Source organism: Altererythrobacter sp. Root672 (genome assembly GCF_001427865.1).
GTDB lineage: Bacteria > Pseudomonadota > Alphaproteobacteria > Sphingomonadales > Sphingomonadaceae > Croceibacterium_A.
The window spans coordinates 534,803-559,132 of the sequence record NZ_LMHH01000001.1 but is presented as its reverse complement, the minus strand read 5'-3'; the positions used below and the strand labels follow the sequence as shown (position 1 = coordinate 559,132).

Genomic DNA, 24,330 nt, shown 5'->3' with positions numbered 1-24,330 from the left:
GCGTAAGCCCAGCTGGTGACCCGCCCTGCGGTCCTTGTAACCGGCGGCGCGCGGCGTATCGGAGCAGTGATCTCGCGCCGCTTCGCCGAGGCCGGCTGGCATGTGGTGATCCACTGCTGCCGCTCGTGGACGGAGGCGCAAGCGCTGGCTGACGAACTGCCAAGCGCCGAAGTGGTCCGCTGCGACCTGGCAGATGGCGACGCGGCCCTGGCCATGATCGAAGACCTCGCCGCCCGGCTCGAAGACTGGCGCGTGCTGGTCAATTCGGCTTCGGTCTTCAGGCCAGACGATGTCGCGATGATCGATGTAGGGACCAACTGGGAAGCGATGCAGGTCAATGCCGTCACTCCCACGATGATGGCCCAAGCCTACCTTCGCCTCGCCCGCTCTTCGACCGGCCGGCGCGTGATCCAGGTCACCGACCAGAAAGTCGCCAACCCGAACCCCGACTTCTTCAGCTACACCATGAGCAAGCATGCTCTCGCCGCCACCATCCCGATCCTGGCCATGGCCGCCGAACCGGGCGACCGCATTTACGGCCTCGCCCCAGGAGCCATCCTTGCCAGCCACGAACAATCCGAAGACCAGGCCGAAATGACTCACCGTCTCAACCTGCTCGGCCGCCGCACTGACGCTAGCGAAGTCGCGGATGCGGCGCTGTTCCTCGCCACCGGCCCCCTCGCCAGCGGACAGTCGATATTCGTCGATTCCGGCCAGCATCTCCTCGCCCAGCCGCGCGACGTGATGTATCTGGCCGGCATGGAAGATCCCGCCGCATGACCCGTCCAAGGAAGCGGCACCTGCTCAGCACGCGTCTGTGGCACTGGGTCAACGCGTTCAGTGTGATCGTGCTGTTCATGTCTGGCCTCAACATCTCGAACGCCCACCGTCGCCTTTACTGGGGCGAATGGGGCTTCGCGCCGGAGCAGGCCTGGGCGTTCATCCCCAAGTTCCCCGGCTGGGCGACGATCCCCGGCTACTACAGCCTGGCCATCGCGCGGGAATGGCACGTGCTGTTCGCCTGGGTCTTCTCGATCTCGCTGCTACTGTTCCTGCTGGTCGGGGTCCTCAACGGCCACTTCAGGCGCGACATCGTGACCCGCCCCAGGGACTGGCGCCCTAATGCGATCTGGGCCGACGTGCGTGCTCACTTGCGGCTCCAGTTCGACCACGCCGGGGCGAAGTACAATTTCCTGCAGAAGCTGGCCTACGGATTGGTCATGTTCATCCTGCTGCCGCTAATGATCGTGACAGGTATGGCGATGAGTCCGGGCATGGACGCCGCCTGGTCGTTCCTCAGCGAAATGTTCGGAGGACGACAGAGCGCACGTTCGATCCACTTCATCATCGCCTGGACGCTGTTCGGATTCTTCGTGGTGCATGTGATACTGGTTCTGCTCAACAAGCCCGCCAAGAACGTGGGCGAGATGATTACCGGAGGGACGGCCGATGGAACGGCGTAACGTCCTCGTAGGCCTCGCCGCGTTCATTACCGCGGGCTGCACCAAGATCAGCAAGAGCGAGACCTTCACCGGCCTCGTCGATGGCGCCGAGAAGCTTCACAAGGGCGCGCAACGGATGCTCGGCGGCGCTCAGGCGCTGGCGCGGGAATATACCCTCGCCGACATCTCCCCCTCGTTCCGCGGCAACGGCAATACCGAAGTCGATAGCGACGATTATCGCGCCCATCTCGCGGCAGGGTTCGCCGACTGGCGGCTGAACGTCGGGGGGCTCGTCGAACGGCCGCTCAGCCTCACGCTCGAAGACGTTCGCGCCCTGCCCCAACGAACCCAGATCACCCGCCACGACTGCGTCGAGGGATGGAGCGCGATCGGCCAGTGGACCGGACCGCAGCTTTCGGCGATCCTCGAACAGGCCGGGCTCAAGCCGGAGGCACGCTACATCGTCTTCCGCTGCGCCGACAGCTTCGGGGACACGCCATACTACGAGAGCTGCGACCTCAACGATGCGATGCATCCGCAAACCATTGTCGCTCACCAGCTCAACGGGGAGGCCCTGCCGGTGGCCAATGGCGCGCCACTGAGGATGCGGATCGAACGCCAGCTGGGTTACAAGCACGCCAAGTACCTGACCGCGATCGAAGCCGTCGATACCCTCGAGGGCATCGGCAACGGCGGTGGCGGTTACTGGGAAGACAAAGGGTACCAGTGGTACGCGGGGGTCTAACCCCCTCTCAATAAATCGCTGCCTTACCGCCCCTTGTAATTGCTCGATCAGGTTCTTAGGTAACCGGTGTCATAGTCAATTATCTCGGACTCCATCGCGTCCGAAAGTCAGCCCCCTCTCTGCCCCTCAGGTCTGCGTGCTCTCCATCCTCGCCCTAACAATTCCGGTCTTTGTCATCGTCGCGCTTGGCTTTGGCGCCGGGCGGGCGGTCCTGTTCTCGGCCGACCAGTTCCGCGGCATGGGAAAGTTCGTTTTGCAGTTCGCGTTGCCCGCGCTGACCTTCGACACTCTGGCGCGCAGGCCGTTGGCGGAGATTTTCGAGCCGGCCTATCTCGCGGCGTACGGTCTGGGCTCAGTGGCCATGTTCCTGCTGGCGCTCCTCGTGATCCGCTTTGCCGCCCGGCAAGACACCGGTCGCGCCGCCATTCTGGCGCTCGGCGCCAGTTCATCCAACAGCGCTTTCATGGGCTATCCGATCGTGTTCCAACTCGTCGGCAGCTCTGCCGCCGTCGCGCTGGCTCACACCATGGTGATCGAGAACCTGATCGTGATCCCGCTCGCGCTGGCCGTCGCCGAAGTGACCGAACACCGCGGCGCCAGAATCCTCGTCATCCTGTCAAGAACGCTGGTCAACCTGCTGAAAATGCCGCTGATCCTGGGGATGATTTTGGGCGCCGCTTTCTCCGCCACCGGACTGCCTCTGCCCGAAGTTGCCGCCCTTCCGATCGAGATGCTGGCGCGTGCTTCGGCCCCGGTGGCCTTGTTCGTAATCGGCGGGAGCCTGGTGAGCGTGAAGATCGGCCAGGACGGGCCGGCCGCCGGAGCGATCGCATCCGCCAAGCTCCTGCTCCATCCGCTGATGGTGGCGCTGGCAATACTGCTGGTGCCGATCAAAGACCCGGCCTTAGCCGCCGCCGCCATCCTCTACGCGGCGGTGCCGATGCTCAGCATCTATCCGCTGCTGGCCTCGCGCCACGGCAACGAGCGGCTTGGCGCCGTCGCCTTGCTGCTGGCGGTCGGCGCGTCATTCATCACCGTCAGTTGCTTCCTGTGGCTGATCGAGAAAGGCATCATGCCGCTCTGAAAGGGGGCGCCTGGGTTAGTCAGGGTAGCGGGCGAACGAGTTCTTCCACGCCAGTACGATCATCTCTTCGAGCACGCCGAGATCGATGTCCGCGGCCTTGTTGACGTAGAGACAGCCCCCCTGCCCCAACGAATGCTTGCCGAGCCGGGCGAGCAAGGCATCGAACTCTTCCTTCGACCCATCGTCGTCGCACGGCAGCAAGTAGAGCGAATGCTTGGCCTTGCGCGGCGAAAAGCCCAGCCGGCAGCAGCGCACCTTGCGTCCGCTGTCGTAGACGGTGTTGTATTCGCCGTAGCCGATGATGGTCGGCCCCCACATCTCCGGCGCCACGCCCGTCACCTTGCGGAACAGTGCGTCGAGCACCGGCGCGTCTTCCCGTTTGCTCGCCGGTTCGACGGCGGCGATGAAGTCTTCGACGCTGGCTTGCGTCGGCTTGGTCTTCGCTTCGGCCATGGTGAGAGGATAACCCACGATTGACAGGTCGCAAAGCGGCGGTTCTACTGCCTCCAAAGGGATTGAGGGGAGTGCTGCAGAATGTGGCTGTTGAATAAGTTCCTTACGAAGATCATCAAAGTCGGCCGTCTGGTCATCACTGATTACGATGGCAAGGTTTACGAATACGGCCCCGGACCGGAAGGAATGGAACACGGCAGCCCGATGCATATCCGGCTGACGAACAAGAAGGCCGCCAACCATATCGCCAGGTATCCGGCCGTCGGCGCGGGCGAGGCCTATATGTGGGGCTGGCTCGTGGTCGACGAGCCTTACGACATCCGCGACATGGTGCTTTACGTGGCCATGAACGCCAAGGTGAAGAGCCACACTACCCTCGGCGCCAAGGGCCCGTTCCGGAAGGCGGTGCAAAGAACCCTCGCCAAGATCGACAGTGTCAACTTGCGCGGCAAGGCTCGCAAGAATGCCGAACACACCTACAACCTGACCCGCCGCCTGTACGAATTGTTCCTCGACGAGGACCGGCAGTACACGATGGGCTACCACCGCGATCTCAACGACAGCCTCGAAAAAGCGCAGCTCGACAAGAAGGCGCACATCGCGGCCAAGCTGAACATCAAGCCGGGCATGAAAGTGCTCGACATCGGCTGCGGCTGGGGCGGTCTCGCGCTCTACCTGAACCGGCATTACGACTGCGAAGTGCTCGGCGTGGCCCTGGCGGAAGACCAGATCGCCTTCTGTAAGGAACGCGCCAAGGAAGCGGGCGTGGAAGACAAGGTCAAGTTCGCGCTGATGGACTATCGCGATGTCCAGGGCGAATTCGACCGGATCAGCTCGGTCGGCCTGCTCGAACACGTCGGCACGCCGCACTATCCGCAGTTCTTCCAGCACACCAATCGGCTGCTCAAGCCCGATGGGGTGATGTTCTCGCACTGCTGCGGCCGCGCGGGCCCTCCGGGCTTCACCGACGCCTGGACGCGCAAGTACATCTTCCCGGGCGGCTACATCCCGTCGCTGTCCGAACTGGTGAAGGAAAGCGAGAAGGCCGGTTGGCAGATCATGGACGTGGAAGGCATGCGCTTCCACTACAGCCACACGCTGGAGGAATGGTACAACCGCACGGTCATGCACAAGGACGAGATCGTCGAGATGTATGACGAGACGTTCTACCGCATGTGGCAGTTCTACCTCGCCGGGGCCGAACAGAGCTTCCGTCACGGACGCCTGGTCAACTGGCAGATGCTCTACGTGAAGGATCGCGCCGCCATCCCGATGACGCGCGACTACATGTACGAAGAGAGCGAACGGCTGCGCGAAAGCGAAGAACCGCCGGCCTGGCACCTGGCTCAGGCGGCCGAGTAAACAGACGACAGGATGGGGGGCCGGCGATGGTGAAGAGATGGATCGCCGGCTCCGCGCTGCTGATTTCGGCAGCAGGCTTCGCTCAGACTCCCGACATAGGCATCGCCCCGGTTACGCTCGGCAGCGCACCCTACGTCTTCGACACCGCCGAACAGCACGGCATCAAGGCCACCGTACTCGCCAAAGGGTTCGCCAGGCCTTTCGCGATCGAGTTCCTGCCCGATGGCGACCTGCTGATCGTCGAGCGCGGCATGGGGCTCCGGATCTTGCGGCAGGCCACCAAGTCCGGCGCTCAACTCGATCCGCAGCCGGTCGCGGGCTTCCCGGTTCCGACCGATGACTGGACTTTCAGTGTCGGCGTCCAGGACATCGCGCTCCACCCGGATTTCGCGCGCAATCACCTGATCTATTTCACTTACAACGACCCAGCTCCGAAACCCGAAAGCGACACCAGCATCTATCGTTACGCCCGGCTGACCTTGATGCGGGCCAAGCTCGAGGATGGACGGGTCTCGAACGTCGAAACCTTGCTGACTGGCGGCCCATCGGCCGCCCTTGGATCAAGGCTCGCCTTCGGCAAGGACGGCAAGCTGTTCGTGACCACCGGCGGGGCGTTCGGGGACATCGCGCAGGACCTGGGCAACATCTACGGCAAGGTCCTGCGCCTCAACGACGATGGCTCGATCCCGGCCGACAATCCCTTCGTGGGCCGCGAAGGGGCGAATCCGGCGATCTACAGTTACGGCCACCGCGATCAGCACGGCCTGATGGTCGATGCTGCGACAGGCACGGTGTTCTCGGCCGAACACGGGCCCAACGGTGGTGACGAGGTCAACCGAATCCGCCCGGGCGCAAACTACGGCTGGCCCACCTACACTTACGGCCGGCAGTACGACGGCTCGCACCTCGCCGAAATGCCGCTGGTTCCGGGCATCGAGAAACCCCTGCTGGTGTGGTTGCCCTCGATCGCACCCACCGGGCTCATGATCTACGACGGCGATCGCTTCCCCAAGTGGAAGGGCAACCTCTTCGTCGGTAGCGGCAGGCGTGGCGAAATTCCCGGCACCGGCGGCCTCGAACGCGTGGCCTTCGGCGCAGACTTCGGAGAACTCCGCAGGGAAACCCTCCTGACCGACCTCCACCAGCGCGTGCGCGACTTTGCGCAAGGGCCGGACGGCCTGATCTATGTGCTGACCGACGGCCCGGAGAATGCCGTCCTGCGCATAGAGCCCTCCCCATGATCGCGATAAGGGATAGCGGTTCCGGCGCGGTTGTCGTGGTCAGTGCCGTCGTCTAGCGGTGCGGCAAGCCCATTCTTAGTAAAGCGGATCGCATGCCCTGGTCGTCCATTCGCCGCGTTCTCGCCCGGCTGTCCCTTGTCTTTCTGGCCCTCTCCCTTTGGCACGGCCCGGCGTTTGCCACGGTCACGGTCACCTTCCATAGCTTCAACGGCTCGGTGCTGATCGGCCGATACCCGCACACCTTCGTGGTCTTCGACGGCAAGCTCGATGATACCGGACAGGTGATCCACGAAAACTTCGGGTTCTCGGCCAAGAGCGTGGGACCTTCGATCCTCGCCGGCCCTGTCGAACACGTGATCTGGGTGGAGGACGAGAAGTACTTGAAAAGCACCAACACGCATTTTTCGATCACCGTATCGGACGCCACCTATCACCGCATGAAACAGGAAGTGGCAGCCTGGCGGGATGCGCCGGGAAAGTACTACGACCTCGATACCCGCAACTGCATCCACTTCGTCGGCCGGATCGCCGAGCTGGGCGGGCTGAAGGTGGCCTATCCGAAGGAAATGCTTCGCAAACCCAAGGCCTGGCTCAACTACATCGGGACCCTCAATCCGCAGCTCGGGGCCAAACCAATCAAGTAAGCGCCTCCAGCCAAGTTGCCGGACGGGGAAGAGCCTGATAACCGCCGCCGGCGAATCCCCGGCGGAGCAAGAAATGTCCGATATCAAGCGCGTCGTGCTGGCCTATTCCGGCGGCCTCGACACCAGTGTGATCCTCAAGTGGCTGCAGGTGACCTACAATTGCGAGGTCGTCACCTTCACGGCTGACCTCGGTCAGGGCGAGGAGCTGGAACCGGCCCGCGCCAAGGCCAAGCTGATGGGCGTTCCGGACAACCACATCTACATCGACGATCTGCGCGAAGAATTCGTGCGCGACTTCGTGTTCCCGATGATGCGCGCCAATGCCCGGTACGAGGGTGACTACCTGCTCGGCACCTCCATCGCCCGGCCGCTGATCTCCAAGCGCCTGGTCGAAATCGCCCACGAGACCGGCGCTGACGCGGTCGCCCACGGCGCCACCGGCAAGGGCAACGACCAGGTCCGCTTCGAGCTGTCCGCCTATTCGCTCGACCCGAACATCAAGGTCATCGCCCCGTGGCGCGAGTGGGACCTGACCAGCCGCACCGCGCTCATCGCCTGGGCCGAACAGCACCAGATCCCGGTTCCGAAGGACAAGCGCGGCGAGAGCCCGTTCTCGACCGACGCCAACCTCCTGCACACCTCGTCCGAGGGCAAAGTGCTCGAAGACCCGTGGGGCGAAGTGCCCGACTACGTTTTCAGCCGCACCGACAATCCCGAGGACGCCCCGGACCAGCCGGAATACATCACGATCGACTTCGAGCGTGGTGACGGCGTGGCCCTCAACGGCCAGGCGATGAGCCCGGCAACCCTGCTCGCCGCGCTCAACGACCTCGGCAAGAAGCACGGCATCGGCCGCCTCGACCTGGTCGAGAACCGCTTCGTCGGCATGAAGAGCCGCGGCATGTACGAGACCCCGGGCGGCGAGATCTACGCCCGCGCCCACCGCGGCATCGAGAGCATCACGCTCGACCGCGGCGCCGCGCACCTCAAGGACGAGCTCATGCCCAAGTATGCCGAGCTCATCTACAACGGCTTCTGGTTCGCCCCGGAGCGCGAGATGCTCCAGGCCGCGATCGACCTCAGCCAGGAGAAGGTCAGCGGCACCGTGCGGCTCAAGCTCTACAAGGGCCTGGCCCAAGTGGTCGGCCGCAAGAGCCCCAACAGCCTCTATTCCGAACGCCACGTCACGTTCGAAGACGATGCCGGCGCCTACGATCAGCAGGACGCGGCGGGCTTCATCAAGCTCAATGCCCTGCGTTTGAGGCTCCTGGCGCAACGCGATCGCGGATAAATCGCGGCATTCGCGACGGGCCGTTGAGTTATCCACCCTTGTCCACTGGCGAAATCGCCAAAAGTGGATAACTGGCCCGTTGCGCTGTTGCCCGAATCGGTCGACCGACGCATCCTCCAATCATCGAAACGGGGAAAAGTCTCCGCCGGATCAAAGGCCGCAAGGCCCGAGTGGAAGGTGGGAACGGCAACTGGATCGACGCGACGGCGAGGGCCGCACGGTGGAGGGACAGGACGGGGATAGCCTTCGGGCAAATCCAAGCCTCTGACAACTTAGCCGCAAGGTATCGCAGTCGGAAGGTCGGGTGTTCCGGCCTGGCGCCGAGGTTTCAGCAATGCTCACGGGCAGCGCAGGAACCGCTCGAGGCCCAGTCCGAAGATCCGATCTCGGGACCAACGGATGGCCATGGAGAAGACCCTCGCGGTCTTCATCAAGCCCCCCGATGGAACCGGCACCGGCGCGAGCGCCGGGCGATGGAGACACCGTCTAATGGACGGTATTGAAGGCGCCAGGCGTCAAGTGCCCCTCGGGGCCCACACGCCGGTGAGAGTGGGGTCAGCCTCCGGGCTGGCCCCATTTCCTTTTGGGGCCCCGGTGCCACGATCTCATCGGCAATTGCTCCCTTCCGCATCCCAACCGCCGCGACTCGGGCCCTCAACCGGCCGAGGGCGGACCGGTCAGCCGCATCTCACCCCGACGACTCGTTTCGTGCCAGCGTTGAGCCGATGTGGTTCATAGTTAACAGTTCCGGACAAAGGGATGAGTCGAGCCGAAGGCGGGGTGAAGCGACCCTGGACGGGTTACGCACTTGCGAAGTGGCGCCTATTGCACAGCCCATGGACGGGAATACCACCATGAAGCTCCGCATGGCGCTGGCCGGGCTTGCCCTGGCTGCCCTGAGTGGCTCGATCGCTCCGGCTTTGGCCGAAGTGACCGCTGAGACCGCAACGGCTCCGGCCACGTCGGTCGCTGCTGCCACCACCAATGCTGAGCTCCCTCACTTCGTGCCCTCGACCAATTCGGCCGAGGCCTCGATCGTCACTTTCCAGGAAGCCGTGGTTCAGCCGCTGGCCGAGGAAGAAGAAGCTCGCGAGATCAGCGGCGGCGTCGCCAGCTGGTACGGCCGCGAGTTCGAAGGCCGCCGCACGGCGAGCGGCGAACGCTTCGATCCCGACGAATACACTGCGGCGCACCGCACCCTGCCTTTCGGCAGCAAGGTCCGCGTGTCGCGCAATGGCCACTCGGTGGTCGTCCGTATCAATGATCGCGGCCCGTTCCATGGCGGCCGCGTGATCGACCTCAGCCAGGCCGCTGCCGAGGATCTCGGCATTCGCAGCGCGGGCAGCGGCCGGGTTGAGCTCGCCGTACTCGGCGACGACTAAGCCCACTGGTGGCGGAGGAAGGCTCAGCCCTCCCCCGCGACCTAACTTCCTACTTCGACAACCGCCCTTGAATCGCGCCGACCGCAGTCGGCACGCTTACGTAGTAGGCGGAGGGATTGGCCAGGATGGCCGCCGCCAGATCGGCCGCGATCGGCTGGCAGCCGCCGCTCGAGTTGCCGCTCAGCGCGCCCAGCGACAGCACCGAAGCGCCGTTATCGCCGTTGATGCTTGCCGCAGTCGGGGCATTCGTGCCCGTCACGTTCATGATGTAGCAGAACTGCCCCTTCGGCGGATCGATCACCCCCGTGAAGCTGCCGCCGGCCTGGGCACCGGTCAGCCGGGTATAGACCGGCACGCCGGTATTGGGCGGCGGCGGCGGCCCACCGAACTGTGCCGCAGCAGGTGCCGCCAAGGCCAGCAGGCCAAGAGTAGCAAGACCGCGCTTCATGATCGCATCGAACATGGATTCTCCCTCTCTCTTCTTAATTCGGTGCAAGAGGTAACCTAGAGGTTGGCGCGGTCAAGATGGGACTGATGGAACGGCGCAGGCGGTGACGGCGCGTAAGGGTCTGCGTGCACCAATTCCTGCCCGTCACGGGGAGCAGCCACCAGCGGTCAGGCCACTTCCTCGACATAGCTCAGGCCGCTCAAGGTCGCGCGCCAGGCGTCCGCTCCAAGGCGGTCGTCCCCGAACGGAATGACCGCCGTATGGACCGCGCCGTTCCGTTCGACCTGATAGCGGATTTCGAGGAAGGCCGTTTCGAGCTTGTGTGTGACCGACTTGGACTTGCTGCGGGAATTATAGCTGGCGAACATCCAGCCGGGCGACACGCTTCCCAGGCTGAAACTGCTGCCATGCTTGGTGTTCGTGACGAATGTTTCCTCGCGCTCCACACTGACGTTCAGGACCTGCGAGGGATGAAGCCAGATCTCGTCGTAGTTGGTCGAACGGTCGACAATCACCAGATTCCCCCGCTGCGTCACCACGAGCGCGCCGGGCACGGGGCTGTACCACGACAAGGTCTGCGAAACCGCCTGCGGCATGGCGCACATGTCCGCCAGCAAGGTCTTCGCCACGAAGCGGAAGCGGCTGTTCTTCAGCGGATTGAGCACGACCGCGTCCACGATCCAGATGATGATCCCCGCCATGATCAGCGAAACAATGCCGCCGAAGATCGCCGAGAAGACCTTGAGCTGGACCAGTGAGGGCAAGATACCGAGCCCCAGCAGCACAAGCCCGATGACCATCGGGACATTGGCGCAGAGCTTCTGCGTCCGCATCACCGTGCGGAAGGCCTCCGGATAAGACCGCCACGGCGCGATTTTGACCTCGACTATGTTGCCCGTCACTGGTGTGCCGCCCTGCCCTTTGGAAGTTCGGGGCCATCTTTCGGCGGATGCGGGGCTGCGGCAATACGTAGGTGTACGGGGATGGTGCTCTCTCCCTGATAATTGGCCCACCAAAGTCCGGGAGCTACGTCATGCCGGGTTCGGCGAAGGGCTAGAGGGTGCCGTCTGCTGCAGGACGTGGGCGTCGAAGCACCTTTCGACCACAGACTTCAGCGCGTCCATGTCATAGCTTCCATGAGCCTTGGTGATGCCGCGCTTTTCGGCCTCCAACACCATGCATCGGCAAACGCCTTGGGCGTCTTCGCGCGATAGCTGCACGGAGGCGGTTTGTTCGACGCACCGCGCCTGACGCGCTTCGGTGGTGTCGAGCGCCTTCAGCTCTTCGTTCGCCCCCCAGGATTGCCACAAGATCAAGGGGATTCCGACGACGGCGAAGAGCAGGGCGAATCCTTTGGGGGCTTGCGTGGAGGCCATGGCCGGGAGCCTTGGCGCACGGCCGTCACCAATCGATTAAACGGAAACCGATCACGAACGATGATTGCTCGATCCGGCATCAGTGAAGAGCGTCAGAAAGGCCAGACGCCATTCGCGAGCCACTCTTCCACCCATCGCTGGATCCACAATTGAATGGGTCCGCTCAGGTTGTAGACCAGCAGCACCAGTCCGCCGAACGCGGCGGCCTTGAGAATCAGTCGCTTTTTGGCCGAACCGGTGAAGACCCCATAGCCCGGCAGGTGAAGCGGCAGGTTGGACTGGAACCGTCGCCCGAGCGACATCAGCGGCAGGCCGACGCCCACCGCGATGAAGATCGCCGGTAGCAGGCGCCATATCCAATCGCCGAGCAACGCCGACAGCAGAGCCAGCACCAGCGCCAGCGGAATAAGCCCAAGCACCCAGGCGGCACCGATGGTTTCGCGGTCGAGCCGGACCGCTTCGTTCTCGATCTCGTAGGCCGCCACGAGATCGGGGTCGTCGAGGTTCTCCGTACGGTAAGCCGCGTCGTCGAAGACCGGAACGGGGTTGCTGCTCTCCCCGTCGGGGAGGATCACTCCGCCGCCTCCCGCGCGCGCTCCAGCATCGGCTTGAGGTACTGCCCGGTATAACTCCGCGGATTGGCCGCGACCGCCTCCGGCGTGCCCTCGGCGATCACCTCCCCGCCCCGCACGCCGCCATCCGGCCCGAGGTCGAGGATCCAGTCGGCGGTCTTGATCACGTCGAGGTTGTGTTCGATCACCACCACCGAGTTGCCCTGCTCGACCAGGCGCTGGAGCACTTCGAGGAGCTTGCGGACGTCTTCGAAGTGCAGGCCGGTAGTCGGCTCGTCGAGGATGTAGAGCGTCTGCCCGGTGGAGCGGCGGCTGAGTTCCTTGGCCAGTTTGACGCGCTGCGCCTCGCCGCCCGAGAGCGTGGTCGCCTGCTGGCCGACCTTGACGTAGCCGAGGCCGACTTCGTTGAGCATGTGCATCTTGTCGCGGATCGGCGGGACGGCCTTGAAGAACTCCTCCGCGTCCTCGATCGTCATGTCGAGCACGTCGGCGATCGAGTGGCCCTTGAACTTCACCTCGAGCGTTTCGCGGTTGTAGCGGCGGCCGTGGCATTCCTCGCAGGTGACGTAGACGTCGGGCAGAAAGTGCATCTCGATCTTGATCAGCCCGTCGCCCTGGCACGCCTCGCACCGGCCGCCCTTGACGTTGAAGCTGAAGCGCCCGGCCTTGTAGCCGCGCGCGCCGCTCTCGGGCAGGCCGGCGAACCAGTCGCGGATCTGGGTGAAGGCGCCGGTGTACGTCGCCGGGTTGGAGCGCGGGGTGCGGCCGATCGGGGACTGGTCGATCTCGATCACCTTGTCGCAGAATTCGAGGCCGGTGATCTTGTCATGCGGCCCGGCGATCACGCGCGCGCCGTTGAGCGCGCGGGCGGCGCCGGCGTGGAGCGTGTCGATGGTGAAGCTCGACTTGCCCGATCCCGAGACGCCGGTCACGCAGCAGAAGGTGCCGAGCGGGATGCTGGCGGTCACGTCCTTGAGGTTGTTGGCCCGCGCGCCGTGGACGGTGATCTTGTGGCCGTTGCCCTTGCGCCGCTTGACCGGCACCTCGATCGCCCGCGTGCCGTTGAGGTAGGCGGCGGTGAGGCTGGTGGTGCTGGCGAGCACTTCCTCGAGCGTGCCTTGCGCCACGACCTCGCCGCCGTGGACCCCGGCGCCGGGGCCGAGGTCGACCACGTGGTCGGCGTGGCGGATGGCGTCTTCGTCATGTTCGACCACGATCACGGTGTTGCCGAGGTCACGCAGGCGCTTGAGGGTTTCGAGCAGGCGGTCGTTGTCGCGCTGGTGCAGGCCGATGCTCGGCTCGTCGAGCACGTAGAGCACGCCTGACAGCCCGCTGCCGATCTGGCTGGCGAGGCGGATGCGCTGGCTCTCCCCGCCCGAAAGCGTGCCGCTGGTGCGGTCGAGGTTGAGGTAGTCGAGCCCGACGTTGTTGAGGAACCCGAGCCGCTCGACGATCTCCTTGAGGATCGCGCGGGCGATCTGGTTCTGGGTGTTGTTGAGCTTTTCGGGCAACGCGCTGAACCAGTCGAGCGCGTTGGTGACCGAGAAGCGCACCGGGGTGGCGATGTCCTCTCCGGCGACTTTGACCGCCAGCGCCTTCTCGTTGAGGCGCTTGCCGTGGCAGGTCTCGCACGGCTGGGCGGTCTGGAACTTGGAGAGCTCCTCGCGCATCCAGGCGCTGTCGGTCTGCAGCAGGCGGCGGTTGAGGTTGCCGATCACCCCCTCGAACGCCTTGTGCACGGTGTATTCCTTGCGCCCATCCTTGAAGGTCAGCGCCACGGGGAGCCCGCCGGTGCCGTGGAGGATGATCTCGCGCTGGTCGGGCGCGAGCTGGTTCCACGCCGTGGTCAGGTCGAAGCCGTAGGCCTTCGCCAGGCTGGCGAGGACCTGCATGTAGTACGGGCTCGGCGGGTTGGACTTGGCCCACGGCACCACTGCGCCCTGCTTGAGGCTGAGCGCCTCGTTCGGCACCACCAGCTGCGGGTCGAACAGCTGCTTTTCGCCGAGGCCGTCGCACGTCGGGCAAGCGCCCTGCGGGGCGTTGAACGAGAACAGGCGCGGTTCGACTTCCTCGATGGTGAAGCCGGAGACCGGGCAGGCGAACTTCTCGCTGAAGACAATGCGGTTGGCTGGAAGGCCCGCGCCTTTCATCGCCCCGCCCGCATCCTCGCTCTCGCGCCCGGGCACCACGCCGTCCGCCAGGTCGACATAAGCCAGCCCCTCGGCCAGCTTGAGCGCTTGCTCGAAACTGTCGGCGAGGCGTGTCTCGATACCTTCGCGCACGGCGAGGCGGTCGACCACGACTTCGATGTCGTGCTTGTACTTCTTGTCGAGCGCGGGAGCCTGGTCGATCTCGTACATCTCGCCGTCGATGCGCACGCGGGTGAAGCCGGACTTCTGCCACTCGGCCAGTTCCTTGCGGTATTCCCCCTTGCGCCCGCGCACTGCCGGGGCGAGCAGGAACAGCCGCGTGCCTTCGGGCAGCGCCATGACCCGGTCGACCATGTTGGACACCGTCTGCGCCTCGATCGGCAGGCCAGTCGCCGGCGAATACGGCACGCCGACCCGCGCCCACAGCAGGCGCATGTAGTCGTAGATCTCGGTCACCGTCGCCACTGTCGAGCGCGGGTTGCGGCTGGTGGTCTTCTGCTCGATCGAGATCGCCGGCGAGAGCCCGTCGATATGCTCGACATCGGGCTTCTGCATCATCTCGAGGAACTGCCGCGCATAAGCGCTCAGCGATTCGACATAGCGCCGCTGCCCTTCGGCATAGATCGTGTCGAACGCCAGGCTGCTCTTCCCCGAGCCCGAAAGCCCGGTGATCACGATCAGCGCATCGCGCGGAAGATCGATGTCGATACCCTTGAGGTTATGCTCGCGAGCGCCGCGGACTGAGATGTGCGTAAGGGACATGGATGCAGGATGTTCCGCAAATGTTCGCGTTGGTCAAGAGGCGCGCCAACGCGGCCCCACAGGCGTCAGAGCCATGTGGGGGTGGAGGGGCGGCGGTGCAATGTGCTGCCGGTCGTACGGTCTCAGAGGTGTAGATCACCGAATCGCTGGAAACGGGCGAAGCACCTGCCGATCGGAAACGACTGCTCTTTGAACGTGGGGCTACTATGGACCATCGCCCCAGGCATAGAAAGGCCGGCCGACGGATCAATGTGCTGTCGCATTTATTCATCTAAATATCTGAAAAAGAATCATTTATTTTCTCTGCTCTGCTGTTATTTGGAACCAGCTTGGCCCTGTCGGTCAAGTGTTCAAGACATGGAGGGCCTCAATGCTCGAAGCCAATGAAGTAGCCGAAATCGAAGTGGAAGAGATCGAGACCGTAGAAGCCGCTGAGTGGGTCTTCCGCCTTTTCGAGCAAGAGATCTGCCGCTGCTAAACCAGCGTTGATCCGGCCCATGCCGGTCGAAATGGGTAGGCATGGGTTCAATCGCTCATGAAGATCGACAACTTCAGTCGCGCAGTCATCTCGATGAGGCTGATGGAGCTGGGCATCGCCGACGATCTAGCGCTGCGCATGCCGGACACCTGGTTGGATACTCAAGCGCGTTATCACGCCATTCTTCACGGCACGACCAGTCCGGACTTCCGAGTTGAGCAGGCTTCTGATTTTGCAGGACGTCTTGTTGTAGGCAGTCACAACGGTCTGTTCGCGCTCCTCTATTGCGCCTTCGCAGGGGCTGGTTCCGATGGGCCGCGCGTATCCGCCATCGTGGGAGATCAGGGCACGCAGTACGAACGGGAGCTTGCTTCGCTTGCCTCGAGGCGCGGCTTCTCGATTGATTTCATCCATCCGACACGTCGGCTGATTGTCGAGTGCCGCAAGGCGCTGGCTGCGGGGTCGGTCGTGGTCATGTTGCCCGACGCCTGGTCGCAGTCACCCGCCGAAGAAGACCTTGAGTTTGCCTTTCCGTCCGGTTCGTTCTTCACGCGAAGCACCCTCGTGCGCCTCATCGGCCTGCTGGATTCGTCGCCGATCGAAGCCGAGGTAGTCGAAGACGAAGGGGGTTCGTTCGTTATTCGGTGCCGCCTGTTTAACGGGATGCAAGGGTATTTCGCCACGCTCTATGACTCGCTGCGCCAAAGGCCGTGGGAGTACGAGCGCCTGCTCAAGCTGCATCGGATGTTCCGCCCGGCGAGGGCCGTTGCTTTCGGCTTGAGCTATCGGAGAGGAAGCGATCGACTGTTCTTTGAGCTTCAACGCGGCAAAACCTTCCGTATCGGCTCGGGCTCTCCGCTCGATCACCTGCCGGATGAGAGGGTGTGCCGTGACAAGGCCGTCCTGGACTGGATTGCCAGGCGCACCGCGGCGAGGATAGATGCCCTCATTCACATTTAGAGGTGACGACATTCTTCTGGGGCCGGGCTTTGCCGTTTTGGCGATCGGAACCCTGCGAAAGAAGCTGAGCGGCCTTGGCCGGGAGGACCTGCTTGTTCTTGAACGCCTGCGCCGATTTCAGCCTGTCGATCGGAACGATTTTCGCCGGGCGCTCTTCAACGCTTTATGGGCAGCAGGCGCTATCAGTGAGGGTGTCGTTCCGCGGGCCCGAGTGTTGCGGGTGCCCTCTTACATTGTTGAGCTGGCGTGCGCCCCCTTCACACGAGTTGTTGGCTGGCCGGCCCTTTGGATTACGCTTGCGTTCAGTGCCGGCATGTGGGCCGCCACGCTTGTGGCGTTCCCCTTGGTCACGGCACTCAATTGGGCAGGCGCCGTTGCCGGAATCGTCCTGGCTATCGTCGCCGGCGGGCTAGCTCATGAAATGGGGCATGCCGCCGTCTGTCTGTCGAAGACCGGCGCGGTCGGGTCGATCAGAGCAGGGGTCTCGCGGGTTGGACCATCGTTCGTGGTCGACATCACTCCGATTGGTCAGGCTTCGCGGTCGGACAGGATTCTCGCATACGCGTTTGGGCCAGCGATCCACTCGGCGTTCTGCGGCATCCTCGTTGGGCTTGCAGGAATTGGCTGTTGGCCCTCGGTCCTGTTCCCTGCAGCGGTCGTTGGTCAGCTAAGGGCGATGATGGCAATGGCCCCTCTGCAGGGACACGACGGTTGGGCCATCTGGCAGGAGCTGCAAGCGGAGTGGTCTAGCCTCCTCTAGGCATGCAGCTCATCGCCAGCGTGCCTCCATCGAAGTCATATGTGAGGCTCGAGCAATGTTTCAGGTCCTCACTTCCCACGACGATTTCGTAATCGGGCGTCTTGCCGGGCGCAGCTTCGACCACGATCTCATTCTCATCGGGTGAACGGCGCACGGTGCCCGGATCGAGCTGCCCGTCGTCAGCCGTCCTCACGGCTAGGATCGACAGATCCAAGCCGCCGATGCTGACAGGTGAATTCAGCTGCATGAGATTGGTCGGTCTCATCAGTCCCAAGCGGACCTCAGTTTCCATGCCTTGCGTATCCACGCTTCCGCCACTGGCATCGAGAAGCAACTTGCCGGTGGAAGCATTGGTGAGTGTTGGTGCTCGCTCGAAATTGAACGCGATAGTGACCTTGCGTCCCGCGATGGTGGTCCAGGCTTGGCCACCTTTGAATGAGCGTTCGCGGACTGGATCGAGCGGCAAGGTTGTCACCTGCTCACCTTCGGTCGGTGATCGGAGTTGGAAGACCACTCGGCTGTAAGGGAGCGCGCCGGGGGTCATTACTCCATCGGCTTTGGTCGTGACCTCGGTGTCGTACCACGCCACCCGCTTGTCGTGCGTCGTGCCCTCGATCGTCAGCGTCACCTTCTTGCTTTTGCCAAGAAGCTCGATCGGACCAACGTTCTCGACGAGGTACATCATCGAAGGTTTGAGGCCGATTTCCTGGGCCTTAGAGGCATTCAGAAGGCGCAGCGCCTCAGTGTATTCGGGCTGCACAAGCAGTGTGATCGGCGCACCATTAACGGATGCGCTGATGGTGAACTCAGGCCCGATTTCCAGAGTGCCCGCGCGTTCTTGCGCGGTGGCCGGCGCAGCGAGCAACGCTAGGCCGGCGGCGACCGTCAGAGTGGCTCCCGGGGAACGTCTGATCATCACAAGCGCACCTCGTTTAGACAGCTGAACTGCTCCAGTCGGTCCGGGACAGAGCTTTATCAATAAGTTCAACTACCTAGATGCAGAATGGGCAGGCCGACTCTTGTAAGCAGGCCGGCCTTTTGGTGGGATGGAGCTGTGCGGAGGAATCAGGTCAGATCTTGGGCATGAAATAGAGCGCTACATTCGATACCGAACGGGCCCAGGCGCCGCTCCCCCTAGAACGCCGACACCACCCCGAACTCGACCGCAACCCGGTCGTAGTCGTAGATCCCGACGGTCGACCAGTTGCGCTCGTAGCGAACGCGCGTGAGCGGGGCGAAAGTGCTGACGGTCAGGCTGCGGAAGGTGGCCGAGAGCGACAGGTCGAGATTGTCGTCCTTGCGCCGCTCCGGATAGAGGAACAGCCGGGCATCGCTTTCCAGCCGGCGGTAGGCCGCGTTGACCACCACCGTCGTGCGTTCCACGTCCTTGTAGAGGTAGACACTGCCGCCGCCCGAAGTGTTGGAATAGCCCGGGTCGCGTGCGTCGTCGCGTGAGCCGAACAGGCGCACCCCTCCCCCGGTCGTGCTGCCGAATGCCCGGTCGAGTCCTACAGCGGCGGTGAAGCGGTCGGCATCCTGCAAGCGGTTGACCGTGTTGTCGTCCTTGAGCGCGCTGGCATCGATGCGAACCTGGGTCTTGTCGTCGAGCGGGTGCTCCCAGTTACCGGACACACCGTAGAATACCGAGTAAGGATCGAGCCCGTACCAACGATGCCCGGCCGTGACGGACAGTGCCAGGCGATCCCGGCCCGAGATGAACTGCGGCCCCGCTTGCACCGACAGCGTGACATCGTCGAACTCCGAGCGGCGGTAGAGATCGCCAGCGGCGTTCACCCGCACCAGCAAGTCCGTCTTCGCGTCGAGCGGCACGCGACCATAGCCTTGTGCCTTGAGCGAAAGGCCGACACCCGACTGCGCCTGCGCGTCGTCGCTGAGCGTGAAGTCGCCGATCACGGTGCCGAGCGTATCGGACCGAGTGGCACGGTTAATATTGGTGCTGGGCGCAATGGCCACATCGAGGCTGCCGCCCAGGCGTTTGGTGGCGCTGAGCGCATTCGAGTAGAAGCGGACGAGTTGGGCGACTTCGGGCGGCAGGCCGCCGGCCTGCACTGCACGCAGTTCTCGCCGGGCAGCCTGGTATTCTCCCAATTCGGCGAGGATCTGGGCAAGCTTCAGCCTGACCGGCGCTGCCTCTGGCTTGTCGTCGAGAATCCTGCGCAGCAGGACCGCCGCATCACGCTTGCGATCCATCTGGTCGGCATAAAGCGTCGCCAGGCGGAAGCGCGCCTCAGTTTGCAACTCCAAGTCGGGGTCTTGCGCGAGGGCGAGATAAGCGGTTTCGGCCGCGGTGTAATCGCCGGCTGCACGCGCGCGATCGGCGAAGCCGAACAGCTCCACCGCGGTCAGTTTGACAGAAGCCTCCGGCGAATCCTGCGCAGCGCAGGGCGTCGCGACCGCAAGCGCGGCTGCGACGAGCCAACAGATTTTTTGAATGCGCCCCTCCCTATTGAGACGCGCGCTAACGATACCATTAGGCGCTGTCCAGAGGCTGAGAGGTATGCGCTTCAGCTCGCCTCAGGCGAGCCGCCAGCTCCGGTAAGGCCCCAGGCGCTGCTTCCTCCTGGCATGTGCCAGCGCGCCGAATATCAGCGCGGTGAGCTGGATGTATTGCGGTAGCTGGGTCATGGCCCAGTAAGCCCGGCGCATTCCGCCCGGCTCGATGAAGGCCGCGAGGTGGCCGGACACGCAGATCAGCTGAGCGGCAGCGGCCCACAGCGGCCAGAACCGGTTGGCGCGGAGGGCGAGCCACACGATGGCGACGAGCTCCGCACCGTCGAGCACCACGTGCACCGGATCGACTTCGTCAAAGCCGGAAGGGCCCATGAGCATGTGATAGACGGCATCCGCGGCGATCCAGCTGACAATGATCGCCGCGGCGTATTTCTCCGGCGGGCCTCCGCGACGAAAGGCGAAGGCTCCGGCGGCAAGGACGAGAGCGAAAACGATGCTGGCGGACCCGAACACGTTCGCGACTTAGCCTGCCTTGCCGCCGTAAATCAAAAGTTTAGGCGGCACGCGCGCTCGTTGCCTTGCGCTCGCCGTCGGGCGGACACTCGTCCACGCCGCAGACTTCCTTTTGCACCTCAAGCAACGATCCGTGCACACGGGCGAGGTTGCCGCCCGCTTCAAGCAGCGCCTGTTGCGACTTCGCCAGGCGCAGAAGTGCCTCGTGCCCGAGAAATGGGTCACACCCGGTTTCGCGGCGTGCCGTCACCATGGCAGTGAACAACGACGATTGGCGAACGAGCGCCTCGTCCAACGCCTTTTCGGCTTCGTTGATGTCGCGAGCAATGCGCATCTGCGCAACTGGAACAGTCATCGGCATAGTATCCCCCTTGGCGTGGGCCAAATCGCTTGACGATGAGTTGTCCGAACTTGGTTACGCGGCCATCAACTCCGAGAGCTGGGAGAAGATGGCCAGTCCGCCCAGCACGAGAAAGACCAGGAACAGCGCGATCGCAACGATCGCTCCTAGCCTGACCAACGTCCCGTAACGTCCATCGAACAACTCTGGGACGACCCGGTATTCCACCTCGGCACTGTCGGGTTGGCCGGATTGAATCCGCCCCCCAAGGCTACAATTGGGGGGCGGACCCTGCGTCCCGGCACCGTTGTCCAACGCAATGTCCGTCAGGGCGATACAGGAATTCTCATATGTCATTTGGCCGTATGTCTCGACCAGCCGACGATAGACGGCCGCGGCCTCGTTACGCGAGCGAGCGCCGAGCTTATCCTTGGCGAACTGAATGCGCTGATCGACGGTGTGCGGCGAGATCTCGAGCAGCCGGGCAATTTCCTTCGAGGTCTTATGTTCGATCAGTAGATCGAGCACGTCACGCTGCTTGGCGGTGAGATCCGCCAGCAGCATTTCGTTCTCGAAGTGAACCTGCCCCACTGACCCTCCTGGCCCGCCAAGCGCCGTGGCTTTGGCAAGACTCTCGACCCGCTTGGAAGCTACTCTAAACATAAGCGGATGCACGAGAAAAGATTGCGCGCGCGCTATACCCAACCGGGCTCGTCAGTGATCGCGCCAGGGCGTAGGGGAACGAACATGCACAGGCTGTTCATCGGCATCCGCCCGCCCGAGCACGTTGGCGACCTGCTGCTCGATGCGATGGAGGGAATCGAAGGCGCGCGGTGGCAGGACGAGGCGAACCTGCACCTTACCCTGCGGTTCATCGGCGAAGTCGGGCGGCCCGTTGCCAACGACCTTGCAACCGCGCTGGAGCGGATCTCGGCCCCGCCCTTCACCGCCCGGATCGAGGGAGTTGGTCACTTCGAGCGTAAGGGCCATCCGCACGCGCTGTGGGCCCGGATCGTGCCGTCCGATCCGCTGGAGACACTGCGGCAGAAGGTCGAGCGGGCGTGCGAAAGTGTCGGCTTCGAGCGCGAGACTCGCAAGTTCACTCCACACATAACCCTAGCCCGCCTCAATCGCGCGAGCGGACCGGTCGGGGCCTGGCTCGCCTCTTTCGGAGACATGCACGCCGAGTGGGATATCCACGGCTTCACGCTCTACGAAAGCCACCTCGGCCATACGGGTGCGCACTACGAAGCGATCGCGGAGTACCCGTTGCAGGGCATTGCGCCGGAGTGACTAGGGGAAGAAGAGCTTCGCAATCGCAGCGCCGGCGCCGAGTAGGGCAGCGGTGGCAATCATTCCCTGAAATATGACCGCAGGCGAGATGACTTTCGTCTCGGCTGCGAGTTTGCGAACTTCGGCCTGCAACTGATCAATCTCTGCCTGATCCCGACGGATCGAAGCGAGCTGTTGTTGGAGATTGAGTTCCTTAACGTCTGTGTGTGCGGCCATTCCAGATTGTTAACCCATTTGAATTTCAACGAAAAGCACAACCCGCTCCATTTCGGATTCGAGACGAAAACACTTCCCTGCGCGGTTGACGTGGCTTTTGCGTGACCGCTAAGGAAGTTTCCCGAGAAACCGCCTTTGCCAAATTGCCCGGCGGCCTGGAGACTTTTGCATGATGATCCGTTTATTCGCCGGCGTTGCCCTTGGCGCGTTGATGATTGCGAGCCCGTCCCTCGCGGAGACCCCGATGCCGATGACTGCCGCCTCTGCTGCCGCCCTTCCGCAAGCGACCGGCCCGTTCGCGCAGGAAAGCACGCTGCCGTTCAAGACGACCGACTTCAGCAAGATCCAGGACGGCGACTACAAGCCCGGCTTCGAACAGGGCATGGCAATCCAGGCGGCAGAAATCGCCGCGATCGTCGCCAATCCGGAAGCCCCGACCTTTGCGAACACGATCGTCGCGCTCGACCAGTCGGGCGAGATGCTCAACCGGGTCAGCGCAGCGTTCAACACGCTGATCGGTGCGAACACCAACGACACGCTCGATGCGGTCGAGGCGGAGATGTCGCCCAAGCTGACCGCGCACTTTGACGCGATCCAGCTCGACCCCGCGCTCTTCGCCCGGGTCAAGGCTGTCTATGACAACCGCGCAGCCATGACGCTGACACCTGAAGACGCCTGGCTGCTCGAAAACACTTACGAGGACATGGTCCACGCCGGCGCCCAGCTGACCGAAGCGCAGAAGACGCAGGTCAAGGCGATCAACGCCAAGCTTTCGGAACTGACCACCGCCTACTCACAGAAACTGACCGAAGCGACCAACGCCAGCGCGCTGGTTGTGTCCGACAAGGCCGCACTCGCTGGCCTCAGCGAGGCTGAGATCACGGCAGCTGGAAAGGCGGCCGAGGCTCGCGGGCTCACCGGGAAATACCTGATCCCGCTGCAGAACACGACGCAGCAGCCCTCGCTCTCGACCCTGACCGACCGCGCCACGCGTGAGGCCCTCTTTGAGAAGAGCGTGCACCGCGCCGACGCCGGCGGCGACAACGACACCCGCATGCTGCTCGCCGAGATCATGCAACTCCGCGCCCAGAAAGCGGCACTGTTCGGCAACTCCAGCTGGGCGGAATACACGATGTACGACCGCATGGCGAAGGAGCCGAAGACCGCGCTCGACTTCATGCGCCAGATGGTCCCCGCCCTCGCGGCGAGCCAGCGTGCCGAGGCCGGCGTGCTCAACGCCGCCATCGCCGCCGACGGCAAGAACTTCCAGGTCCAGCCGTGGGACTGGCAGATGTACGCCGACAAGGTGAAAAAGGAGCGCTACGCCTTCGACGAAGAGACGGTGAAGCCCTACTTCGAGATCCGTCACGTGCTGGAAGACGGCGTGTTCTTCGCCGCCAACAAGCTCTACGGCCTCAGCTTCAAGCCGCGCACCGACTTGCCTGTGTGGCATACGGACGTGTGGGCCTACACCGTCTATGATCGCGACGGTTCCGAGCTCGGCCTGTTCTACTTCGATCCCTACCAGCGTGACAGCAAGCGCGGTGGTGCGTGGATGTCGACCCTGGTCGACTTCAGCAAGCTCAAGGGCACCAAGACGGTCGCCTACAACGTGCTCAACATCCCCAAGGCCGCCGACGGCCAGCCGCAATTGGTGAGCTGGGACAACGTCAACACGATGTTCCACGAGTTCGGCCACGCGCTGCACTATCTGCTGTCGGACCTGACTTACGCCTCGGGCGGCAACGTCGCGCGCGACTTCGTCGAGTATCCGAGCCAGGTGAACGAGATGTGGGCCAGCGACCCGCAAGTGCTGGCGAATTACGCCAAGCACTACCAGACCGGCGCCACGATCCCGCTCGAGCTGATCGACAAGATCAACGCCGCCTCCAAGTGGAACCAGGGCTACGAGTTCGGCGAAGTGGTCGAAGCTGCGCTGCTCGACATGGAGTGGCACGCGCTGACCCCGGCGCAAGCCGCCGCGATCGACACGCCGGCCAAGGTCGATGAGTTCGAGGCCGCCGCGCTCAAGCGGCTCGGGCTCGAAGTCGGCCTGGTTCCGCCGCGTTATCGCAGCTCGTACTTCCGCCACATCTTCTCGGATCCGGCGGGCTATTCGGCGGGCTACTATTCGTACCTGTGGACCGAGATGCTCGACCGCGACAGCCGCGCCTGGTTCCAGGCCAACGGCGGCCTGACGCGCGCCAACGGCGATCATTACCGCGAGACGGTGTTGAGCAAGGGCGGCACGGAAGATTACTTCAAGGCCTTCCGCGACTTCGCCGGGCGTGAGCCGCAGGTTGACCCGCTGCTTGAGGCGCGGGGTTTGACGGGTAAGTAAGACAA

Annotated in this window: 25 protein-coding genes; 13 read left to right on the top strand and 12 right to left on the bottom strand. The window is 63.5% G+C overall.

Translation table 11 applies throughout. The annotated features are described in order from the left end of the window. Positions 1 to 15 precede the first annotated feature (15 nt). The 4 genes from ASD76_RS02795 (at position 16) to ASD76_RS02780 (ending at position 3,271) form a co-directional block, all read left to right on the top strand. A complete protein-coding gene (locus ASD76_RS02795) occupies positions 16 to 780 on the top strand; it encodes an SDR family oxidoreductase (protein WP_055918185.1) in 765 nt (254 codons plus the stop codon). Then, entirely contained in the window at positions 777 to 1,463 is a 687-nt protein-coding gene (locus ASD76_RS02790) for a cytochrome b/b6 domain-containing protein (protein WP_055918181.1), read from the top strand. Before ASD76_RS02795 ends, ASD76_RS02790 begins: the two co-directional genes overlap by 4 nt. Then, entirely contained in the window at positions 1,450 to 2,187 is a 738-nt protein-coding gene (locus ASD76_RS02785) for a molybdopterin-binding protein (protein ID WP_055918178.1), read from the top strand. The genes ASD76_RS02790 and ASD76_RS02785 overlap by 14 nt, the downstream gene beginning before the upstream one ends. A gap of 136 nt (positions 2,188 to 2,323) precedes the next feature. Then, positions 2,324 to 3,271, top strand: coding sequence for an AEC family transporter (locus ASD76_RS02780; RefSeq protein WP_055918175.1), 948 nt, complete (start codon positions 2,324 to 2,326; stop codon positions 3,269 to 3,271). 15 nt (positions 3,272 to 3,286) lie between these two features. Here the strand turns inward: ASD76_RS02780 and ASD76_RS02775 are convergent, their stop codons facing one another. Then, on the bottom strand, positions 3,287 to 3,724 hold the full coding sequence (locus ASD76_RS02775; protein WP_055918171.1) for a DUF1801 domain-containing protein: 438 nt from the start codon (positions 3,722 to 3,724) through the stop codon (positions 3,287 to 3,289). 81 nt (positions 3,725 to 3,805) lie between these two features. Between ASD76_RS02775 and ASD76_RS02770 the strand changes: the two genes are divergently transcribed. The 5 genes from ASD76_RS02770 (at position 3,806) to ASD76_RS17795 (ending at position 9,644) form a co-directional block, all read left to right on the top strand. Next, positions 3,806 to 5,086, top strand: a complete 1,281-nt coding sequence (locus tag ASD76_RS02770; RefSeq protein ID WP_055918168.1) for an SAM-dependent methyltransferase — start codon at positions 3,806 to 3,808, stop codon at positions 5,084 to 5,086. Between the two features lie 26 nt (positions 5,087 to 5,112). Then, complete coding sequence (locus ASD76_RS02765; protein ID WP_055918164.1) at positions 5,113 to 6,327, top strand: PQQ-dependent sugar dehydrogenase; 1,215 nt, start codon at positions 5,113 to 5,115, stop codon at positions 6,325 to 6,327. Positions 6,328 to 6,419: 92 nt separating this feature from the next. Then, positions 6,420 to 6,971, top strand: coding sequence for a hypothetical protein (locus ASD76_RS02760; RefSeq protein ID WP_055918161.1), 552 nt, complete (start codon positions 6,420 to 6,422; stop codon positions 6,969 to 6,971). A 73-nt stretch (positions 6,972 to 7,044) separates the two neighbouring features. Further along, on the top strand, positions 7,045 to 8,262 hold the full coding sequence (locus tag ASD76_RS02755) for an argininosuccinate synthase (protein WP_055918158.1): 1,218 nt from the start codon (positions 7,045 to 7,047) through the stop codon (positions 8,260 to 8,262). Positions 8,263 to 9,098: 836 nt separating this feature from the next. Continuing rightward, positions 9,099 to 9,644: a septal ring lytic transglycosylase RlpA family protein gene (locus ASD76_RS17795; RefSeq protein WP_235506478.1), complete on the top strand. Its 546-nt coding sequence runs from the start codon at positions 9,099 to 9,101 to the stop codon at positions 9,642 to 9,644. 49 nt (positions 9,645 to 9,693) lie between these two features. Here ASD76_RS17795 and ASD76_RS02745 read toward each other — a convergent pair whose 3' ends face one another. The 5 genes from ASD76_RS02745 to uvrA all read right to left on the bottom strand — a co-directional run bounded on the left by ASD76_RS02745 (position 9,694) and on the right by uvrA (position 14,952). After that, positions 9,694 to 10,107 (bottom strand): CHRD domain-containing protein, encoded by a 414-nt coding sequence (locus tag ASD76_RS02745; RefSeq protein WP_055918154.1) that lies wholly within the window; start codon positions 10,105 to 10,107, stop codon positions 9,694 to 9,696. A 152-nt stretch (positions 10,108 to 10,259) separates the two neighbouring features. Next, positions 10,260 to 10,994, bottom strand: coding sequence for a hypothetical protein (locus tag ASD76_RS02740; protein ID WP_055918151.1), 735 nt, complete (start codon positions 10,992 to 10,994; stop codon positions 10,260 to 10,262). Positions 10,995 to 11,123: 129 nt separating this feature from the next. Continuing rightward, positions 11,124 to 11,468 carry a hypothetical protein gene (locus ASD76_RS02735; protein ID WP_055918148.1) on the bottom strand — a complete coding sequence of 115 codons (345 nt, stop codon included), beginning with the start codon at positions 11,466 to 11,468 and terminating at the stop codon, positions 11,124 to 11,126. A 92-nt stretch (positions 11,469 to 11,560) separates the two neighbouring features. Next, entirely contained in the window at positions 11,561 to 12,043 is a 483-nt protein-coding gene (locus ASD76_RS02730; RefSeq protein ID WP_055918146.1) for a hypothetical protein, read from the bottom strand. Beyond that, positions 12,040 to 14,952 (bottom strand): excinuclease ABC subunit UvrA, encoded by a 2,913-nt coding sequence (gene uvrA / locus ASD76_RS02725; protein WP_055918143.1) that lies wholly within the window; start codon positions 14,950 to 14,952, stop codon positions 12,040 to 12,042. The genes ASD76_RS02730 and uvrA overlap by 4 nt, the downstream gene beginning before the upstream one ends. A gap of 535 nt (positions 14,953 to 15,487) precedes the next feature. On the opposite strand from uvrA, the gene ASD76_RS02720 reads away from it, so the two are divergent. After that, entirely contained in the window at positions 15,488 to 16,390 is a 903-nt protein-coding gene (locus ASD76_RS02720) for a hypothetical protein (RefSeq protein WP_055918140.1), read from the top strand. A gap of 313 nt (positions 16,391 to 16,703) precedes the next feature. Then, positions 16,704 to 17,150: a hypothetical protein gene (locus ASD76_RS18120; protein ID WP_156457519.1), complete on the top strand. Its 447-nt coding sequence runs from the start codon at positions 16,704 to 16,706 to the stop codon at positions 17,148 to 17,150. Here the strand turns inward: ASD76_RS18120 and ASD76_RS02710 are convergent. The 5 genes from ASD76_RS02710 to ASD76_RS02690 form a co-directional block, all read right to left on the bottom strand. Beyond that, positions 17,137 to 18,066 (bottom strand): hypothetical protein, encoded by a 930-nt coding sequence (locus ASD76_RS02710; protein WP_055918135.1) that lies wholly within the window; start codon positions 18,064 to 18,066, stop codon positions 17,137 to 17,139. The two genes, ASD76_RS18120 and ASD76_RS02710, sit on opposite strands and share 14 nt — an antisense overlap. Before the next feature lie 218 nt (positions 18,067 to 18,284). Then, on the bottom strand, positions 18,285 to 19,508 hold the full coding sequence (locus ASD76_RS02705) for a surface lipoprotein assembly modifier (RefSeq protein ID WP_156457518.1): 1,224 nt from the start codon (positions 19,506 to 19,508) through the stop codon (positions 18,285 to 18,287). A 177-nt stretch (positions 19,509 to 19,685) separates the two neighbouring features. Further along, positions 19,686 to 20,135, bottom strand: a complete 450-nt coding sequence (locus ASD76_RS02700; protein WP_055918129.1) for a hypothetical protein — start codon at positions 20,133 to 20,135, stop codon at positions 19,686 to 19,688. Between the two features lie 40 nt (positions 20,136 to 20,175). Then, positions 20,176 to 20,490 (bottom strand): hypothetical protein, encoded by a 315-nt coding sequence (locus tag ASD76_RS02695; protein ID WP_156457517.1) that lies wholly within the window; start codon positions 20,488 to 20,490, stop codon positions 20,176 to 20,178. A gap of 60 nt (positions 20,491 to 20,550) precedes the next feature. After that, on the bottom strand, positions 20,551 to 21,066 hold the full coding sequence (locus ASD76_RS02690; RefSeq protein WP_235506476.1) for a helix-turn-helix transcriptional regulator: 516 nt from the start codon (positions 21,064 to 21,066) through the stop codon (positions 20,551 to 20,553). A 156-nt stretch (positions 21,067 to 21,222) separates the two neighbouring features. On the opposite strand from ASD76_RS02690, the gene thpR reads away from it, so the two are divergent. Next, positions 21,223 to 21,768: an RNA 2',3'-cyclic phosphodiesterase gene (thpR, locus tag ASD76_RS02685; protein WP_055918123.1), complete on the top strand. Its 546-nt coding sequence runs from the start codon at positions 21,223 to 21,225 to the stop codon at positions 21,766 to 21,768. Here the strand turns inward: thpR and ASD76_RS02680 are convergent, their stop codons facing one another. After that, entirely contained in the window at positions 21,769 to 21,984 is a 216-nt protein-coding gene (locus ASD76_RS02680) for a hypothetical protein (protein ID WP_055918119.1), read from the bottom strand. Between the two features lie 172 nt (positions 21,985 to 22,156). On the opposite strand from ASD76_RS02680, the gene ASD76_RS02675 reads away from it, so the two are divergent. After that, on the top strand, positions 22,157 to 24,325 hold the full coding sequence (locus ASD76_RS02675) for a M3 family metallopeptidase (RefSeq protein WP_055922837.1): 2,169 nt from the start codon (positions 22,157 to 22,159) through the stop codon (positions 24,323 to 24,325). Positions 24,326 to 24,330 lie beyond the last annotated feature (5 nt).

Excerpts from the sequence above, each read along its gene's own strand:
- ASD76_RS02790 (WP_055918181.1), top strand. The coding sequence starts at position 777 with ATGACCCGTCCAAGGAAGCGGCACCTGCTCAGCACGCGTCTGTGGCAC.
- ASD76_RS02770 (WP_055918168.1), top strand. The coding sequence starts at position 3,806 with ATGTGGCTGTTGAATAAGTTCCTTACGAAGATCATCAAAGTCGGCCGT.
- ASD76_RS02765 (WP_055918164.1), top strand. The coding sequence starts at position 5,113 with ATGGTGAAGAGATGGATCGCCGGCTCCGCGCTGCTGATTTCGGCAGCA.
- ASD76_RS02760 (WP_055918161.1), top strand. The coding sequence starts at position 6,420 with ATGCCCTGGTCGTCCATTCGCCGCGTTCTCGCCCGGCTGTCCCTTGTC.
- ASD76_RS02735 (WP_055918148.1), bottom strand. The coding sequence starts at position 11,468 with ATGGCCTCCACGCAAGCCCCCAAAGGATTCGCCCTGCTCTTCGCCGTC.
- thpR (WP_055918123.1), top strand. The coding sequence starts at position 21,223 with ATGCACAGGCTGTTCATCGGCATCCGCCCGCCCGAGCACGTTGGCGAC.
- ASD76_RS02675 (WP_055922837.1), top strand. The coding sequence starts at position 22,157 with ATGATCCGTTTATTCGCCGGCGTTGCCCTTGGCGCGTTGATGATTGCG.
- uvrA (WP_055918143.1), bottom strand. The coding sequence starts at position 14,952 with ATGTCCCTTACGCACATCTCAGTCCGCGGCGCTCGCGAGCATAACCTC.
- ASD76_RS18120 (WP_156457519.1), top strand. The coding sequence starts at position 16,704 with ATGTGGGCCGCCACGCTTGTGGCGTTCCCCTTGGTCACGGCACTCAAT.
- ASD76_RS02680 (WP_055918119.1), bottom strand. The coding sequence starts at position 21,984 with ATGGCCGCACACACAGACGTTAAGGAACTCAATCTCCAACAACAGCTC.
- ASD76_RS02720 (WP_055918140.1), top strand. The coding sequence starts at position 15,488 with ATGAAGATCGACAACTTCAGTCGCGCAGTCATCTCGATGAGGCTGATG.
- ASD76_RS02775 (WP_055918171.1), bottom strand. The coding sequence starts at position 3,724 with ATGGCCGAAGCGAAGACCAAGCCGACGCAAGCCAGCGTCGAAGACTTC.
- ASD76_RS17795 (WP_235506478.1), top strand. The coding sequence starts at position 9,099 with ATGGACGGGAATACCACCATGAAGCTCCGCATGGCGCTGGCCGGGCTT.
- ASD76_RS02710 (WP_055918135.1), bottom strand. The coding sequence starts at position 18,066 with ATGATCAGACGTTCCCCGGGAGCCACTCTGACGGTCGCCGCCGGCCTA.
- ASD76_RS02695 (WP_156457517.1), bottom strand. The coding sequence starts at position 20,490 with ATGACTGTTCCAGTTGCGCAGATGCGCATTGCTCGCGACATCAACGAA.
- ASD76_RS02755 (WP_055918158.1), top strand. The coding sequence starts at position 7,045 with ATGTCCGATATCAAGCGCGTCGTGCTGGCCTATTCCGGCGGCCTCGAC.
- ASD76_RS02745 (WP_055918154.1), bottom strand. The coding sequence starts at position 10,107 with ATGTTCGATGCGATCATGAAGCGCGGTCTTGCTACTCTTGGCCTGCTG.
- ASD76_RS02785 (WP_055918178.1), top strand. The coding sequence starts at position 1,450 with ATGGAACGGCGTAACGTCCTCGTAGGCCTCGCCGCGTTCATTACCGCG.